10 protein-coding genes and 1 riboswitch are annotated in these 16,970 nt (G+C 67.4%); of the genes, 4 read left to right on the forward strand and 6 right to left on the reverse strand.

The genetic code is table 11. The features are described 5' to 3' along the window. Positions 1-28 precede the first annotated feature (28 nt). The 4 genes from pyk to tkt form a co-directional block, all read right to left on the reverse strand. Positions 29-1,459 carry a pyruvate kinase gene (pyk, locus tag H609_RS0111905; RefSeq protein WP_018875965.1) on the reverse strand — a complete coding sequence of 477 codons (1,431 nt, stop codon included), beginning with the start codon at positions 1,457-1,459 and terminating at the stop codon, positions 29-31. Positions 1,460-1,497: 38 nt separating this feature from the next. Further along, positions 1,498-2,676, reverse strand: coding sequence for a phosphoglycerate kinase (locus tag H609_RS0111910; RefSeq protein ID WP_018865941.1), 1,179 nt, complete (start codon positions 2,674-2,676; stop codon positions 1,498-1,500). Between the two features lie 139 nt (positions 2,677-2,815). Continuing rightward, on the reverse strand, positions 2,816-3,814 hold the full coding sequence (gene gap / locus H609_RS0111915) for a type I glyceraldehyde-3-phosphate dehydrogenase (protein ID WP_028485031.1): 999 nt from the start codon (positions 3,812-3,814) through the stop codon (positions 2,816-2,818). Positions 3,815-3,855: 41 nt separating this feature from the next. After that, complete coding sequence (gene tkt / locus H609_RS0111920; protein WP_028485032.1) at positions 3,856-5,856, reverse strand: transketolase; 2,001 nt, start codon at positions 5,854-5,856, stop codon at positions 3,856-3,858. 405 nt (positions 5,857-6,261) lie between these two features. Between tkt and metK the strand changes: the two genes are divergently transcribed. The 4 genes from metK to H609_RS0111940 all read left to right on the forward strand — a co-directional run bounded on the left by metK (position 6,262) and on the right by H609_RS0111940 (position 10,680). Then, positions 6,262-7,434: a methionine adenosyltransferase gene (gene metK, locus H609_RS0111925; RefSeq protein ID WP_018865944.1), complete on the forward strand. Its 1,173-nt coding sequence runs from the start codon at positions 6,262-6,264 to the stop codon at positions 7,432-7,434. A gap of 33 nt (positions 7,435-7,467) precedes the next feature. Further along, positions 7,468-7,549, forward strand: a riboswitch (S-adenosyl-L-homocysteine riboswitch). A gap of 19 nt (positions 7,550-7,568) precedes the next feature. After that, a complete protein-coding gene (ahcY, locus tag H609_RS0111930; RefSeq protein ID WP_018875962.1) occupies positions 7,569-8,981 on the forward strand; it encodes an adenosylhomocysteinase in 1,413 nt (470 codons plus the stop codon). Positions 8,982-9,076: 95 nt separating this feature from the next. Then, entirely contained in the window at positions 9,077-9,931 is an 855-nt protein-coding gene (gene metF, locus H609_RS0111935) for a methylenetetrahydrofolate reductase [NAD(P)H] (RefSeq protein ID WP_018865946.1), read from the forward strand. Positions 9,932-9,936: 5 nt separating this feature from the next. Continuing rightward, positions 9,937-10,680 carry a 16S rRNA (uracil(1498)-N(3))-methyltransferase gene (locus H609_RS0111940; RefSeq protein ID WP_028485033.1) on the forward strand — a complete coding sequence of 248 codons (744 nt, stop codon included), beginning with the start codon at positions 9,937-9,939 and terminating at the stop codon, positions 10,678-10,680. Between the two features lie 30 nt (positions 10,681-10,710). On the opposite strand, the gene H609_RS0111945 is transcribed toward H609_RS0111940, so the two are convergent. Further along, a complete protein-coding gene (locus H609_RS0111945; RefSeq protein WP_018865948.1) occupies positions 10,711-11,202 on the reverse strand; it encodes a hypothetical protein in 492 nt (163 codons plus the stop codon). Further along, positions 11,199-16,955, reverse strand: coding sequence for an Hpt domain-containing protein (locus tag H609_RS0111950; RefSeq protein WP_028485034.1), 5,757 nt, complete (start codon positions 16,953-16,955; stop codon positions 11,199-11,201). Before H609_RS0111950 ends, H609_RS0111945 begins: the two co-directional genes overlap by 4 nt. Positions 16,956-16,970: the final 15 nt, after the last annotated feature.

A 16,970-nucleotide genomic window follows, 5' to 3' on the forward strand; every position in this document is an offset into this window, starting at 1 on the left:
GACTGCTCGACCACGGGCGGTGCGCGGGTCAGGCCAGTTCGCCGACGCGCACGATCTTCATGGCGTTGGTACCGCCATGCTCGCCCTGCAGGTCGCCCTTCGTAATGATAACCAGCCCGCCATCCTGCACGACGCCCTCGGCCTTGAGCAAGTTCACCGCTTCACGGTTCACACTTTCGTGGCTCTCGGGGATCGGGTTCAGGGTCACCGGGTAGACGCCGCGATATAGCGTCATGCGGCGGCTGGTGGACTCGTGCTGGGTGAGCGCGTAGATCGGGATGCCCGAACTGATGCGCGACATCCACAGTGCGGTGGAGCCGGACTCGGTCAGCGCGGCGATCGCGGCGACATCCAGATGGTTCGCCGTGTACATGGTGGCCATCGCGATGGCCTCGTCGACCCGGCCGAAGGTCGAATCCATGCGGTGGTCGGACTGACGCGCGGCGCGCTGACGCTCCGCGGCCTCGCAGATCCGGTCCATGCTGGTGACCACGCGCGCCGGGTAGCGCCCGGTGGCGGTCTCGCCGGAGAGCATCACCGCGTCGGTGCCGTCGAGCACCGCATTCGCCACGTCGAACACCTCGGCGCGGGTCGGGATCGGGTTCTGGATCATGGTCTCCATCATCTGGGTCGCGGTGATGACCAGACGATTGAGGGTCCGTGCCCGGGTGATCAGGGTCTTCTGCACGCCCGGCAGCTCGGCGTCACCAATCTCCACACCCAGATCGCCGCGCGCGATCATGATCACCTCGGAGGCGGCGATGATCTCGTCGATCACCTCCAGGGCCTCGGAGCGCTCGATCTTGGCGCAGATCCCGGCCTCCCAGCCGGCATCCTTCAGCAGGCTGCGCGCCAGGTGCAGGTCCTGCGCGGAACGCGGGAAGGACACGGCGAGGTAGTCCACCTGCAGCTCGGCGGCCAGGCGGATGTCTTCGCGGTCCTTGTCCGTGATCGCCGGAGCGGAGAGTCCGCCGCCCTGGCGATTGATGCCCTTGTTGTTGGACAGCTCCCCGCCGACCTGCACCGTGGTCTCGATCCGGCTGCCCTTCACTGCCTTGACCTTCAGCACGATGCGGCCGTCGTCCAGCAGCAGGATATCCTCCGGCACCACATCGGCCGGCAGGTCCTTGTAGGTCAGCCCCACCTGGGTGGCATCCCCGGCATCCCGATCCAGCTCGGCATCCAGCGCGAAGGGCGCGCCCTCTTCCAGATGCACCTTGCCCTGCTGGAACCGGTCGATCCGGATCTTCGGCCCCTGCAGGTCACCGAGGACCCCGACACAGCGTCCGGCGCGCTCGGAGGCCGCGCGCAACCGAGCCAGGCGCTGACGATGGTCGTCCGGGTCGCCATGCGAAAAGTTCAGCCGGACCACATCCACACCCGCCCGGATGATGGCCTCCATGGCATCGTCGCTGTCCGTGGCCGGCCCGAGGGTGGCCACGATCTTGGTACGTCTCATCCGCGTCGATCTCCGTCAGCGGTGGACGCGCCCGGGCGTCAGCCCTTGGCGCGTTCTTCCAGGATGGCGACGGCCGGCAGGGTCTTGCCTTCCAGGAACTCGAGGAAGGCGCCACCGCCGGTGGAGATATAGCTGATGCGATCGGCCAGGTTGTACTTGTCGATCGCGGCCAGGGTGTCGCCCCCGCCGGCGATGGAGAACGCGTTGCTCTCGGCGATGGCCTCGCCCAGGGCCTTGGTGCCACCGGCGAACTGGTCGAACTCGAACACGCCCACCGGGCCGTTCCAGACGATGGTGCCGGCGTTGCGCAGGGCCTCGGCGTAGGTCGCCGCGGTCTCGGGGCCGACGTCGAAGATCATGTCGTCATCGGCCACCGCGTCGACCGACTTGGTCTCGGCCGGGGTCGATTCGGAGAATTCCTTGCCCACGGTCACGTCAGTGGGGACCGGGATCTCGCCGCCCTTCGCCCGAGCCGCCTCCATCAGGCGCTTGGACTCGTCCACCAGGTCGGCTTCAAACAGCGACTTGCCCACGCTGTGGCCCTGGGCGGCGATGAAGGTGTTGGCGATCCCGCCGCCGACGATCAGCTGATCCACCACGTTGGACAGCGACTCCAGCACGGTCAGCTTGGTCGAGACCTTGGAGCCGCCGACGATGGCCACCAGCGGGCGCTTCGGGGTCTCCAGGGCATGGCCGAGGGCCTCCAGCTCCTTGGCCAGCAGCGGGCCGGCACAGGCCTGCGGGGCGAACTTCGCCACGCCGTGGGTCGAGGCCTGGGCGCGGTGGGCGGTGCCGAAGGCGTCCATCACGAACACGTCGCACAGGGCCGCGTACTTCTTCGCCAGGGCCTCGTCGTCCTTTTTCTCGCCGGCGTTGAAACGCACGTTCTCAAGCAGGATCACCTCGCCCGGCTGGGCGTCCACACCGTCGAGGTAATCGCGCACCAGACGCACCTCTCGGCCCAGCAGACCGGCCATGTGCTCGGCGACCGGGGCCAGGGAATCCTCCTCGGAGAACTCGCCCTCGGTGGGGCGGCCCAGGTGCGACATCAGCATCACGGCGGCGCCACCGTCCAGCGCCTTCTGCACGGTCTCGAGGCTCGCACGGATGCGGGCGTCGGAGGTGACCTTGCCGTCCTTCACCGGGACGTTCAGATCCTGACGCACCAGTACGCGGCGACCCTGCAGGTCGAGATCGGTCATCTTGATGACAGACATGGGAGTACCTCTCGAAATACGGTTGAAAAGAAAGATAAAGGAAAAAGGCTTCGGGCTAGCCCCCGAAGGGGCTGGCCCCAGGCCTCTGGACCCGGGAAGAGAAACGGCCGGACCCTGGAGAGGGCCCGGCCGTCCGCCATTACTTGGCGACGTGCTCCACCATGCGCAGCATGTTGCAGGTGTAGCCGTACTCGTTGTCGTACCAGGCGACGACCTTCACGAAGGTCGGGTCCAGCTGGATGCCGGCGCCGGCGTCGAACACGGACGGGGCGGTGTAGCCACGGAAGTCGGTGGAGACCACCAGCTCGTCGGTGTATCCCAGCACGCCCTTCAGCTCGCCCTCGGAGGCCTTCTTCATGGCCGCGCAAACGTCGTCGTACTTGGCGTCGCCGTTCAGTTCCACGGTCAGGTCGACCACGGAGACGTCGGAGGTCGGCACACGGAAGGCCATGCCGGTCAGCTTGCCGTTCAGTTCCGGCAGCACCTTGCCCACAGCCTTGGCCGCACCGGTGGAGGACGGAATGATGTTCTCCAGGATGCCGCGGCCGCCGCGCCAGTCCTTCATGGACGGGCCGTCGACGGTCTTCTGGGTCGCGGTGGCGGCGTGCACGGTGGTCATCAGGCCACGCTTGATGCCCCAGGTGTCGTTCAGCACCTTGGCCACCGGGGCCAGGGCGTTGGTGGTGCAGGAGGCGGCGGAGACCATGTTCTGGCCCGCGTAGTCACCGTGGTTCACGCCGTAGACGAACATCGGAGTGTCGTCCTTGGACGGCGCGGACATCACCACCTTCTTGGCGCCGGCGTCCAGGTGCTTCTGCGCGGTCTCGGCGGTCAGGAACAGGCCGGTGGACTCGATCACGATGTCGGCGTTGATGTCGCCCCACTTCAGCGCGGCCGGATCCTTCTCGGCGGTCAGGCGGATGCGGTTGCCGTTCACGACCAGGTGGTCGCCGTCGACGCTGATGTCGCCGTCGAAGCGGCCGTGCACGGAGTCGTAGCGCAGCATGTAGGCCAGGTATTCCGGGTCCAGCAGGTCGTTGATACCGACCACCTGCAGGTTCGGGAAATCCTTGGCGATGGCGCGGAAGGCCATGCGACCGATACGACCGAAGCCGTTGATACCAACCTTGATAGACATGGGAGTCTCCTCTCTATTGCTTATGCGAAATCGTTGCGGACTCAGCCGTTCAGCACGTCACGCGCGACCTGGGCGACGTTCGCCGGCTTGAAGCCGAAGTAGTCGAACAGGGCGCCCCCCGGCGCGGACTCGCCGAAGCGGTCCAGCCCGAACACCGCGCCGTCGAGGCCGGTGAACTTGTACCAGGTGGTCGTTGCGCCGGCCTCGATGGCGACCCGCGCACGCACCGCGTTCGGCAGCACGGCCTCGCGGTAGGCCGGGTCCTGCTGTTCGAACAACTCGACGCAGGGCATGGAGACCACGCGCACCTTCTTGCCCTCGCCGGCCAGTTCGTCGGCGGCCTGGACGGCCAGCTCGACCTCGGAACCGGTGGCGATGAGGATCAGGTCGGGGGTGCCGTCGCAGTCCTTCAGCACGTAGCCGCCGCGGGCGATGTTGGCGAGCTGCTCGCCATCACGTTCCATGTGCGGCAGGCCCTGACGCGACAGGATGAACGCGGACGGGCCGTCGGTGCGCTCGATGCCGGCCTTCCAGGCCACCGCGGTCTCGACCGCGTCGCAGGGACGCCACACATTGAGGTTCGGGATCAGGCGCAGGCTCGGGGTCTGCTCGACCGGCTGGTGGGTCGGGCCGTCTTCGCCGAGACCGATGGAGTCATGGGTCAGCACGTACATCACGCGCTGCTTCATCAGCGCGGACATGCGGATGCCGTTGCGGGCGTAGTCCGAGAAGATCAGGAAGGTGCCGCCGTACGGGATGAAGCCGCCGTGCAGGGCGATGCCGTTCATGATCGCGGCCATGCCGAACTCGCGCACGCCGTAGAACACGTAGTTGCCGGCGGCGTCGTCCTTGCTGACGCCCTTGGAACCGCTGTACATGGTCAGGTTGGACCCGGCCAGGTCGGCGGAGCCGCCCAGCAGTTCCGGCAGCGCCGGGGCGTAACCGCCGATGGTGTTCTGCGAGGCCTTGCGCGAGGCAACCTTCTCGGCCTTCTCGACGGTCTCCTTGATGAAGGCACTGGCCTTCTCGCTCCAGTCGGCGGGCAGATCACCGGCGATGCGGCGTTCGAACTCGGCGGCCAGTTCCGGGTGCGCCTGCTTGTACGCGGCAAAGCGCTCCTTCCACTCGGACTCGGCCTTGGCACCCTTGTCCTTCGCGCTCCAGCCAGCGTAGATATCGTCCGGAATCTCGAACGGGCCGTGGTTCCAGCCCAGCTCCTTGCGGGTCAGGGCCACTTCGTCGTCGCCGAGGGCGGCGCCGTGGCACTCTTCCTTGCCGGACTTGTTCGGCGAACCGAAGCCGATCACGGTGCGGCAGCAGATCAGGCTCGGCTTGTCGCTGTGCTTGCGGGCCTCTTCGATCGCGGCCTTGACCGCATCGGCGTCGTGGCCGTCCACGCCGCGCACCACGTGCCAGCCGTAGGCCTCGAAGCGGCCCGGGGTGTCGTCGGTGAACCAGCCCTCGACTTCGCCGTCGATGGAGATGCCGTTGTCATCCCAGAAGGCGATCAGCTTGCCCAGGCCCAGGGTGCCGGCCAGCGCGCAGGTCTCGTGGGAGATCCCTTCCATCATGCAGCCGTCGCCGAGGAAGGCGTAGGTGTTGTGGTCGACGATGTCGTGCCCGGGCTGGTTAAAGTGGGCGGCCATCATCTTCTCGGCCAGCGCCATGCCCACCGCGTTGGAGATCCCCTGGCCCAGCGGCCCGGTGGTGGTCTCGACGCCGGCGGTGTAGCCGTATTCGGGGTGACCCGGGGTCTTGGAGTGCAGCTGACGGAACTGCTTGATCTCGTCCATCGGCAGGTCGTAGCCGGTCAGGTGCAGCAGGGAGTAGACCAGCATGGAGCCGTGGCCGTTGGACAACACGAAGCGGTCGCGATCCGGCCAGCTCGGGTTCGCCGGGTTATGCTGCATGTAATCGTTCCACAGCACCTCGGCGATGTCTGCCATCCCCATCGGCGCACCCGGGTGACCGGAATTGGCCTTCTGAACCGCGTCCATCGACAGGGCGCGGATGGCGTTGGCAAGCTCTCTACGGGTCGGCATGCTGATCTCCTGCTCTAAAGTAGTGTTGGGTTTGGCTGATGGCGGGCGGCGGCGCGAGGCGACAGCGGCGACCGACCCGGACGAGTCGGCCGAACGAGGGGCTCACGGTTATCGGCCGGCGCTCCGGCGCGCGGCGGCCCGAGCAGCCTGCGGGAGCAGGTACCACCCGACGGCGCAGCCAGCGCGGCGGGCAGCTCTCCCCATCAAACGCGGTGCATTTTGGCCACTTTCTCGCACCGGGGCAAGTCGCCCCCAGGGCGCGCCACGCTGCGCCCTCGCCACCGACCAGGGGGGCACATGCCCCTACCCTCGCCGGGGAGGGGCTTAGAAAAATCCCGCGAGTCGCGTTACACTAGAGGTCGTTTTGCGCAAAACTAAATGGAAACGACCATAAAGGAACGCCTAATGTCCAACGATTACATCTTCACTTCCGAGTCGGTCTCTGCGGGTCACCCCGACAAGATGGCCGACCTGGTCTCCGACACCATCGTCGACGCCATCATCGAGCAGGATCCGCACGCCCGTATCGCCTGCGAAACCGCCACCAAGACCGGCATGGTCATGCTGCTGGGCGAGATCACCACCGGCGCGCAGATCGACTACGAGAAGCTGGTGCGCGAAACGGTCTGCGAGATCGGCTACGACGACTCCGACAAGGGCTTCGACGGCAAGACCTGCGCCGTGCTGAACGTGCTGGGCGAACAGTCCCAGGACATCGCCATGGGTGTGGACCGCGACGTCTCCGACCGCGCCACCCAGGGCGCCGGCGACCAGGGCCTGATGTTCGGCTACGCCGCGCGCGAGACCGACACCCTGATGCCCGCCCCGATCTTCTACGCCCACAAGATGGTGCGCATCCAGTCCGAACTGATGAAGAGCGGCAAGCTGCCGTGGCTGCGCCCGGACGCCAAGAGCCAGGTCTCCCTGCGCTATGAAGACGGCAAGCCGGCCGGCCTGGACGCGGTGGTCCTGTCCACCCAGCACAGCCCGGACATCTCGCAGAAGGACCTGAAGGAAGCGGTCTACGAAGAGATCTTCAAGAAGGTCCTGCCGGCCGAGTGGCTGAGCCAGGTCTCCGACGACCAGATCCACATCAATCCGACCGGCAAGTTCGAGATCGGTGGTCCCGTGGGCGATGCCGGTCTGACCGGCCGCAAGATCATCGTCGACACCTACGGCGGCATGGCCCGTCACGGTGGTGGCGCGTTCTCCGGCAAGGACCCGTCCAAGGTGGACCGTTCCGCTGCCTACGCGGGCCGCTACGTGGCCAAGAACATCGTCGCCGCCGGCCTGGCCGACAAGTGCGAGATCCAGGTCTCCTACGCCATCGGCGTGGCCGAACCGACCTCGATCACCGTCGACACCTTCGGCACCGGCAAGCTGGATGACCGCAAGATCGAAGGCTTCGTCCGCGAAGCGTTTGACCTGCGTCCGTGGGGCCTGGTCCAGATGATGGATCTGCTGCGCCCGATCTACAAGCCGACTGCCGCCTACGGTCACTTCGGCCGCGAAGACGTCGACCTCCCCTGGGAGCGCACCGACAAGGCCGAGGAACTTAAGAAGATGGCGGGCCTCTAATAGCACCCGACATTTTGTAAGCGAAATACCCATCCGGCTGAGGAGCGCTGCAGCGGTTTAACCGTCAGGCTCAGCCGGATGCTCCCCTGAAACGTGAACACGGCGCTCATCCAGATAGACGGAGAAGTTAATCCATGAATGCTGTGATGAACGACAAGAAAACGACCGATTACGTCGTCAAGGACATCAACCTTGCCGAATTCGGCCGCAAGGAAATCGCGATCGCCGAAACCGAGATGCCCGGTCTGATCCAGACGCGCGAAGAGTTCGCGGCCTCCAAGCCGCTGAAGGGCGCGAAGATCGCCGGCTCCCTGCACATGACCATCCAGACCGCGGTGCTGATCCAGACCCTGGAAGCCCTGGGTGCCGACGTGCGCTGGGCCTCCTGCAACATCTACTCCACCCAGGACCACGCCGCGGCCGCGATCGCCGACAACGGCACCCCGGTCTTCGCCGTGAAGGGCGAAACCCTGGAAGAGTACTGGGACTACTGCCACCGCATCTTCGAATTCGACGGCGGCGCCAACATGATCCTGGACGACGGTGGTGACGCCACGCTGCTGCTGCACCTGGGCGCCAAGGCCGAGAAGGACCAGTCGGTCATCGCCAAGCCGGAGAACGAGGAAGAAGAAGCCCTGTTCGCCAAGATCAAGGAACGCCTGGCCGAACAGCCGACCTGGTACTCCGACATGCTCGCCAAGATCCAGGGCGTGACCGAAGAGACCACCACCGGTGTCCATCGCCTGTACCAGATGGCGAAGGACGGCGAGCTGGCCTTCCCGGCGATCAACGTCAACGACTCGGTCACCAAGTCCAAGTTCGACAACCTGTACGGCTGCCGCGAGTCCACCGTGGACTCCATCAAGCGCGCCACCGACGTGATGATCGCGGGCAAGATCGCCGTGGTTGCCGGTTACGGTGACGTCGGCAAGGGTGCCGCCCAGTCGCTGGCCGGCCTCGGTGCCACCGTGTGGATCACCGAGATCGACCCGATCTGCGCCCTGCAGGCCTCGATGGAAGGCTTCCGCGTGGTCACGATGGAAGAAGCGGCCGACAAGGCCGAGATCTTCGTTACCGCCACAGGTAACAAGGACGTGATCACCGAAGATCACATGACCCGCATGAAGGATCAGGCCATCGTCTGCAACATCGGTCACTTCGACTCCGAGATCGCCGTGGCTGCGATGCGCAAGTACGAGTGGGAGAACATCAAGCCGCAGGTTGACCACATCATCCTGCCGAACGGCAACCGGATCATCATGCTGGCCGAAGGCCGCCTGGTGAACCTGGGCTGCGGCACCGGTCATCCGAGCTTCGTGATGTCCAACTCCTTCACCAACCAGACCCTGGCTCAGATCGAGCTGTGGACCAAGGGCGACCAGTACGACAAGAACGTCTACGTGCTGCCGAAGCACCTGGACGAGAAGGTCGCGCAGCTGCACCTGAAGAAGCTGGGTGCCAACCTGACCCGTCTGACCGACGAACAGGCCAAGTACCTGGGTCTGCCGGTGGATGGCCCGTTCAAGCCGGAACACTACCGCTACTGATCGGCCAGCCTCACATTTCAATTCGTTGTTAATGTGAACGCCGGGGCGGGCCGCATGTTCGTGCGGTCCGCCTTCTTTTTGTCTGGAGGACAAACATGTCTGCACAAGAACGCGTCTACAGCGTTGAGTTTTTTCCGCCCAAGGACGAGGCCGGAGCCGAGCGACTGGCCAAGGCCCGCAAGCGTCTGGGCGCCCTGAATCCCGAGTTCTATTCCGTCACCTTCGGCGCCGGGGGTTCCACCCGCGACCGCACCCTGGAGACGGTCAAGGACATCATCACCAACGACGGCATCCCCGCCGCCCCGCACGTCTCCTGCATCTCCTCGACCAGGGGCGAGCTGCACGAGCTGCTGTCGAGCTACCGCGACATCGGGGTGAACCGCATCGTCGCGCTGCGCGGCGACCTGCCGTCCGGCACCAAGAACTCCGGCGGCGACTTCCGCTATGCCTCCGAGCTGGTGGAGTTTGTGCGCTCCGAGTTCGATGACCAGTTCAAGATCGAGGTCGCGGCCTATCCGGAGTTCCATCCGCAGGCCCCGAACGCCGAGAAGGACCTGGAGAACTTCAAGACCAAGGTGGACGCCGGCGCGGACGCCGCGATCACCCAGTACTTCTACAACGTGGATGCCTACGAGGCCTTCATGGAACGGGTGGAGAAGATGGGCATCACCATCCCGATCATTGTCGGGATCATGCCGATCACCAACTACACCCAGATCGTGCGCTTCTCCGAGATGTGCGGTGCCGAGATCCCGCGCTACATCCGCAAGCGGATGGAGGCCTACGGCGACGACAAGGAGTCGATCCGCAAATTCGGTATCGAGGTCGCCACGCGCCTGACCGATGACGTACTGAACAAGGGTGCCCCCGGGATCCACTTCTATTCGATGAACCAGGCCGGGCCGACCGAACAGATCTGGAAGGCCCTGGACCTCGACAACCGGAAGTAGCCCCCGTGCGCTGCCCCCGGCTGCTGCTCGAATCCGAGGCACTGGCCGCGGGGCGGTCGCTTCCCGCCCCGCAGGACCGCCTGCACTACGCCACCACGGTCCTGCGCCTGAAGAGCGGCGCCCCCTGCCGCGTCTTTGACGGCCTTGGCAACGAATTCGAGGCCACTCTCGAACTGAACGGTCGCCGCGACGGCACCTTCCACCTGGGCGAGCGTGCCGCGCCGCCGACCCACCCTGCCTTTCCGATCCACCTGCTCCAGGGCATTGCCCGCGGCGATCACATGGACCTGGCGATCCAGAAGGCCGTGGAACTTGGGGTGCAGTCCATCCGTCCGGTGCTCTGCGAACGCTCACGTTCGGCCGCCGCCCACAAGGGCCTGGACAAGCGCCAGCGTCACTGGCACGGGATCCTGCGCGCCGCGGCGGAACAGTGCGGGCGCAACGAGCTCCCCCAGTTGCAGGAACCCGCTCCACCGGACACGGTCCTCTCGGGCTGGCATGACACCCTGGGCTTGCTTGCCGAGGAAGGGGCGCCGGGACTGGATGCGCGCCTGGACGGCCGCAGCCGACCAGCGGCGGTCGCGCTGTTCGTCGGGCCGGAAGGCGGCCTCACGCCCGCGGAGATCGCGCTGGCACAGGACCGGGGATTCCTGGGGGTCGGGATGGGCCCGCGCACCCTGCGCACCGAAACCGCCGCGATGGCCCTGCTGACCCTGGTCCAGGCCCGCCTGGGCGACCTGCAGGGATAACGCCCGTCCCGCCCGGAGACCAATGCGGCCTCAGGCCGGCTGGGCCTCGGCAATCTCCAGCAGGCGCTGTTCGAGGGTGTCGAGGCGCAGCAGGTGCGTGGTCACACCGGAGGCCTTCACCCGCCAGGACCAGGGGGTGGCGTCGGAATCTTCCAGCGCGTAGATGTTCTGCGGGGTGATCTGCACAGGGTGCGGCGTCCCGCGCACCTCGAGCGCGTAGAACGGCAGGTGCTCCGGCTGCATGACCGCCTGCATCACCAGCAGGCGGGTAAAGCGGCGACGGTCCTCGCCGCTGTCGCGGCCAGGGTCCAGCAGCTGATTCACGTTGATCACCGGCACCTGCACGTCCTGCCAGACCAGGCTGGGCTCCAGCCAGGGGATCTCCGGGTGTTCGGCGTCCTGCTCCACGGCACCCGCGCGGGTGGTGACCTCGAGAAAGGCGCTGCGCGGCAGCAGGATGGAGCCTGTGTCCAGCTGCACGATCACGGCCTCGACCGCCTGGGTCTGTGCGTCGTCGCTCATGCCGGCACCTCCTGCAGCTGCTCGCGGATGGCATTCAGCAGATCATTCTCCAGATACGGCTTGCCCAGATAACCATTCACCCCGAGGCGGTCGGCCCGCTCCCGGTGCTTGGTGCCGCTGCGCGAGGTGATCATGATGATCGGCACCTGCCCGAAGTCCGGGTGGTCCCGCACATGGGCGGCAAACTCGAAGCCATCCATGCGCGGCATCTCGACATCCAGCAGGATCAGGTGCGGCCGGCGCTCGTCGAGCAGACCCACGGCGTCCAGACCGTCGCGCGCGGTCACCACGTCGTAGCCGTGGCGGGTCAGCAGACGGGCCGTGACCTTGCGGATCGTGATCGAGTCGTCGACCACCATAATCCGCTTCGAGCTCGAGGCCTCGGATACTGCCTGCGGGGCTTCCGGCAGCGACGCGGTGGCCTCGGCAAAGCGCACCAGCATACTGAGGTCCAGAATCAGCATCACCGAGCCATCGCCCTGCAGGGTGGCACCCGCCACCCCCGGGATGCGACTCAGCACCGGGCCCACCGACTTCACCACGACCTCCTGACTGCCCAGCAGGCCGTCGATGCGCAGAGCCACGCGCCGGTCATCCGCCCGCACCAGCAACAGCGGGAAGGGATGATCCGGGAAGTGCTCGACCCCGGCCTGGCTCTCCACGCCCATCAGGTCGCCCAGGCCACGCACCTCGTAGTCCTGCCCGATGTAGTTGTAGGTCGCCTTGGCATCCTGCGAGTCGATCTCTTCGGCGCGGGCGCGGACCACGCCCTCGACCGAGGCCATCGGGACCGCGAAGGTCTCCTCGCCCACCTGGACCAGCAGGGCCTGGGAGATGGCCAGCGTGAACGGCAGGCGCATGGTGAAGCGCGAGCCCTTGCCGGGCGTCGACTGGATCTCCAGCGTGCCGCCGAGCTGCTTCACATCGCTGTTCACCACGTCCAGGCCTACCCCGCGACCGGCCACCTGAGAGACCTCCGCAGCGGTGGAGAAGCCGGACTGCAGGATCAGCTGCAGGGCCTGGGCGTCCGAGACTTCGGCATCGGGGGCGATCAACCCGCGCTCGAGCGCGCGGGCGCGGATGGCCTCGGCGTCGATGCCACGACCATCGTCGGTCACCTGCAGACGGATCTCGCTGCCCGACTGCTCCAGGCTGACATCGATCTGACCCTGGACCGCCTTGCGCGCCTGCTCGCGCTCGGCCGGTGCCTCGATACCATGGGCGATGGCATTGCGCAGCAGGTGTTCCAGGGGCGACACCAGTCGTTCCAGCAGGGCGCGGTCGAGTTCGGCCCCCTGGCCGGTGAACTCCACCCGCACCGGCTTGCCGAGATCCTCGCCCGCCTGGCGCACCACGCGGCGCAGACGGGGCGCCATGCGGGCGAAACGCACCATACGCTGGCGCATCAGCTGATCCTGCAGGTCCGTGCCGACGCGGCGCTGCTGCAGCAGGATGCCGCCGGCATTCTGGAGTTCGTCGCCGACTTCCTGCTTGAGGGCCTCGAGGTCACTGACACTTTCGGCCAGGGCCCGCGACAGCTGCTGGATCCCGGAGTAGCGGTCCATCTCCAGCGGATCGAAGTCCAGGGCCTCCTCGCCACTCTCCTCCTCCACCCGGAACAGGATCTGCGCCTCGGTCTCGATCTCGAGCTTGCGCAGCTGGTCGCGCAGACGCGCGATGGTGCGCTCGAGTTCGTCGACCTGGCCCTCGACCCGCCCGACCGTCTGCTCGAATCGACGATGGAAGGTTGCCAACTCGCCGGCGTTGTTCACCAGGCTGTCGAGGACCTCGGCGTCCATGCGGACCTGGTCCTGAATACGGCGCCCCTCGGATTCCGGCGGCTCGTGGCTGCGCTGGTCCCCCGCTGCGGCCGGCATTGCCGCCTCGGCAGCCGGTGCGTCGGTCTCCGCGTCGCCCGCATCGGCCTCGGTCTCCGCTGGTGCGCCCGCCTCAGGCTCGGGCGATTCGCCGGCCTCGCCGGCGGCCCAGCTCCGCAGCGCCGGCAGCGATTCGCTGGCCGACTCGTCCATCTGCCAGGCCCCGACCCCGCGCTCCACCAGATGCTGGACATCCGTCAGGGCGCGCTCGGTGAGCTGGAAGAAGCCATCGCGCGGCTCGAGACCGGTCTCGGTCTCCACGCTCAGCGCGCTCTCGAGCGCGTGCGCGATGGCGCCGACCACAGTGAAACCGGCCATGCGGGCACTGCCCTTCAGGGTATGCACCTCGCGCTGGAAGGCGTTCTGGTCCGGACCGGGCCGCCCCCCGGCCTCGCGCCAGCCATGGAGGGCGGCGAACGCGGCCTCCAGGATATCCCGGGCCTCCTCGATGAAGACCTCGGCAAACTCCCAGTCGATCTCCAGCTCGGGCTCGGCGCCCGCTTCCGGCTCCGGGGACACCTCGGGCACCGCTTCGGCGGCTTCGGGTTCGTCGAATTCCGGCGATTCCTCCTCGCTGGACTGCTCCTCGGCACGCAGCAGTTGCTCGGCGGTCGCATGATCCAGCAGGGCGTAGACCTCGGGGGCCCAGGACGGCGGATCCAGCACCTTGGCCGGATCGGGTTCCTCGTCGGCCACCGCCTCGGCGACGTAGGTCTCCAGCCGGCGCAACAGCTCGACGGCCTCGCCCGACAGGGCCCATTCCATATCCCGGTGGATGCGAATCAGGCGCTCGAACGGGCCGCAGACCGAGTAGATACCGCGGATGTCGGCCGTGCGCGCGCTGCCGTTCAGGGTGTGCAGCGCGCGCTCCAGATCATGATTCGGGATCCGGTCCGGGCGCCATTGCGATTCATCCAGCCAGCCCCGCAGGGTGAGCAGGTGCACCTGGGCCTCGGCGGCAAAGACCTGCCATAGCTGTGGGTCGGTCTCCATGCGCGCGGCCGAGTCTCCCGCCGAGGCCTCCGCGAGGTCCCCCTCGTCCGGTGCCGGTTCGTCGATCCCCGGCTCTCCGGGCGCAACCCCCTCCAGTTCCGGGGTATCGGCCTCCGGCTCGAGCGCGCCCTCCACGGGCAGCGAGTCGCCCCCCTCCAGGATCTCTTCCGTCACCTCGAAGGCATCGGCCGGGAGCTCGAGATCGTCCAGATCCAGCGGTTCGACATCCGGCGCGGAAGCCCGCAAGTCGTCGCTGCCCGCCACCGGGGCTGACTCCCCTTCCGGCTCTGCGTCGGGAACAGACGCGTCCGACTCGGGGACGGATGGCTCCAGCGCATCCGGCGGGAGGTCCGGCACGAACGCACCGGATTCCTGGAGGAGTTCGTCGGCAGCCTCATCCTGGTCTGGCTCCACAGGCTCCAGGGTCTCGCTGGATGCCGCAGCGGCCGGGGCGTCCAGATCATCCAGGGTGCGCGCCAGTGCCTCGAATTCGGCTTCCGCACCGGACGGAGCGGCGGGGGCCATGGGCTCTTCGTCCGCCTCGGCCTCGGCTTCCGGCTCGCCACCGGCCAGGGCCCGCAGGCGCAGGGCGATATCGAGGACGGGGGTATCCGGTCCGGTGTCATCCCGGACCTCGCTCACCAGGCCCGGCAGGACCCCGATGGCGTCCTCGATAACCTGCAGGGTGGCGTGGTCCGCCTCATGCCCGGAATCCAGCAGGCGATTGAGGAAGGACTCCACCGCCCAGGCGAACTCGCCCAGACGCAGGGCCCCGGCCAGCCGCCCCGAACCCTTCAGGGTATGGAAGGAGCGGCGGATCACCGAGAGGGTGTCGAGGTCCGCCGGGTTGGACTGCCACAGCGGGAAATGCTGGGTCAGGCTGGCCACCTCCTCGTCCGCCTCCTCGAGGAAGATCTCGAGGATCTCCGGATCGACGTCGGGGCCACGCACCTGGTCCGCCAGCACCGCATCGTCAAAGGGCAGGGAATCACGTCCCCCGGCGGGCACCGAGCTCGTCGGGGGTGCAGCGGCCGCGACGTCGGTCGCGGGGATCCCGGCCTCGGCCCCCGGCTCCGGGGCGTTCTCCGCCGGCAGATCCTCGAGCGTGCCGGAGTCGAACGCCACCTCGTTGTCAGTCACCGGTTCGGCCGAGTCGTGCTCCGGCGCCGCCTCCGGGGCGTCCCCGGCCTCGGGAACCGCGGCCAGCGGCGCATCCGCGCCATCACCACCGGAGATCGCGCCGATGCGCTGCAAGGCCGCGATGCCGCGCTCGTGCACGCTGTCCAGTTCGCGCCAGGGCTGACCGGACGACTCGAGGGCCACCTCGATGCTGCTGAGGACCTCGGCCAGGGCCTCGACCTCGCCCTCCTCCAGCTCCGTGGCCGCCCTGCCGGCGCGGGCATCCAGATGCCGGATCAGCGGACCGAGGAGGGCATGCAGTGCCTCGAAGCCCGACATCGACATGGCCCCCTCGATGCGCCGCAGGCCCTCGCGGGCCTCGTCGAGGCCACCCTCGCCGGCCTCCGCCCCGGCGTCGAGGAAACCAAGGAAGATGTCGCGCACCCGGCGAACATCGACCAGGGCCTCCTTGTAGACCGCGGCCGCCAGCGCGCGATCGAACTCCGCCTGTGGCGTGGGACTGTGGCTCTTGCGCCGCAGACCGGATTCCAGCAGGGACTCGAGGGCCAGCAGATGTTCCGCCAGTACCATGTCGACCTGTTCGTCGGCCTCGCCCGCACGCTCGGGGGTCAGCGACGCCGCCAGGGCATCGGTATGCTCCTGCCCGGATTCCAGACCCAGCAGGCTGAGCGTGGAACCGATCCGCTCGACCTGTTCGCGCAGGTGAGCCAGATCCTCGGCCCCGCGCACCGGGGAGCGCATGAGTACGTCCAGCCGCTCGCGTACCTCGGCGAGGTCGTCTTCCAGCGCCTGGCGCAGGTTGTCGTAGACCGAACGACCGACCCTGCTGGCGTCGTCCTCGAGGCCGAGGCCGTCGAGGCCGAACACCTCGCGCACCGCTAGGGTCTGCTCCCCTTCCGAAGTGGCACAGGCCACGTGAAACAGCAGGGTCTTGATCAGGTCCGAAGGCGCCGCGTATTCGGGCTCCGAACCCGCATCGCCGGCTTCCAGGTGGGCCGTTAGCGCGTTCAGGTAGCGCCCGAGTTCACGATCGACCCGCCCGACCAGGCGCCGCACGTCGGTATCGGCCTCGACCCCCCCGGCGGCGACCGCCTCCAGCACCGCACCGGCGACCCAGAACAGGCGGCGGGCCTCGCCCGCCGGGACGACCTCCTCGACTGTGCGGACAGTCGCCTGCAGGCGTGCGGCCGGTGCCGTCGCATCCTCGCCGCGCACCAGTTCCAGGAGATCGCGCTGAAAACGGCGGCGCGCCTGCTGCAGGACCGGGAGCCGGGCCGCCGGGTCCAGCACCTCGCCACCGGAACCCACGCGGTCATCGTCGACGGCCTGCGGGTCCGGCATCAGCGCCGCGACGTCCAGCAACAGCGATGCCCCCCGGCTGCTGCGCAGCTCGTTCAGCAGGGGGACCAGGATCATCGGCGAGGGCAGTTCGCCATCGCCCTCGTTCTCGAGATAGTCCGGAAGCTGCAGGGACGCCCGCAGCAAGGGCTCGGTGGCCGCCACGTTGGGCTCGTCGGCCTGCTGCAGTTCGTCCAGGACCTGGAGCATCTCGTCGAGGATCAGGACCACGCTCTCGACCTGGACCATGACCAGGGTATTGCGGATCTGCTCGACCCGACTGCGCGCCTCGGCCAGACAGTCACCGCAGGTCGGGTCGTCGGAATACCGCCGCAATGCGTCCTGGACCTCGACAAACAGCTTGTCGAGCTCGTCGCGGACCCAGTTCAGTGCGCTGGATGCCATCGGCCGGGTCCGCCG

This window comes from Thioalkalivibrio sp. ALE17 (genome assembly GCF_000425605.1).
Lineage (GTDB): Bacteria > Pseudomonadota > Gammaproteobacteria > Ectothiorhodospirales > Ectothiorhodospiraceae > Thioalkalivibrio.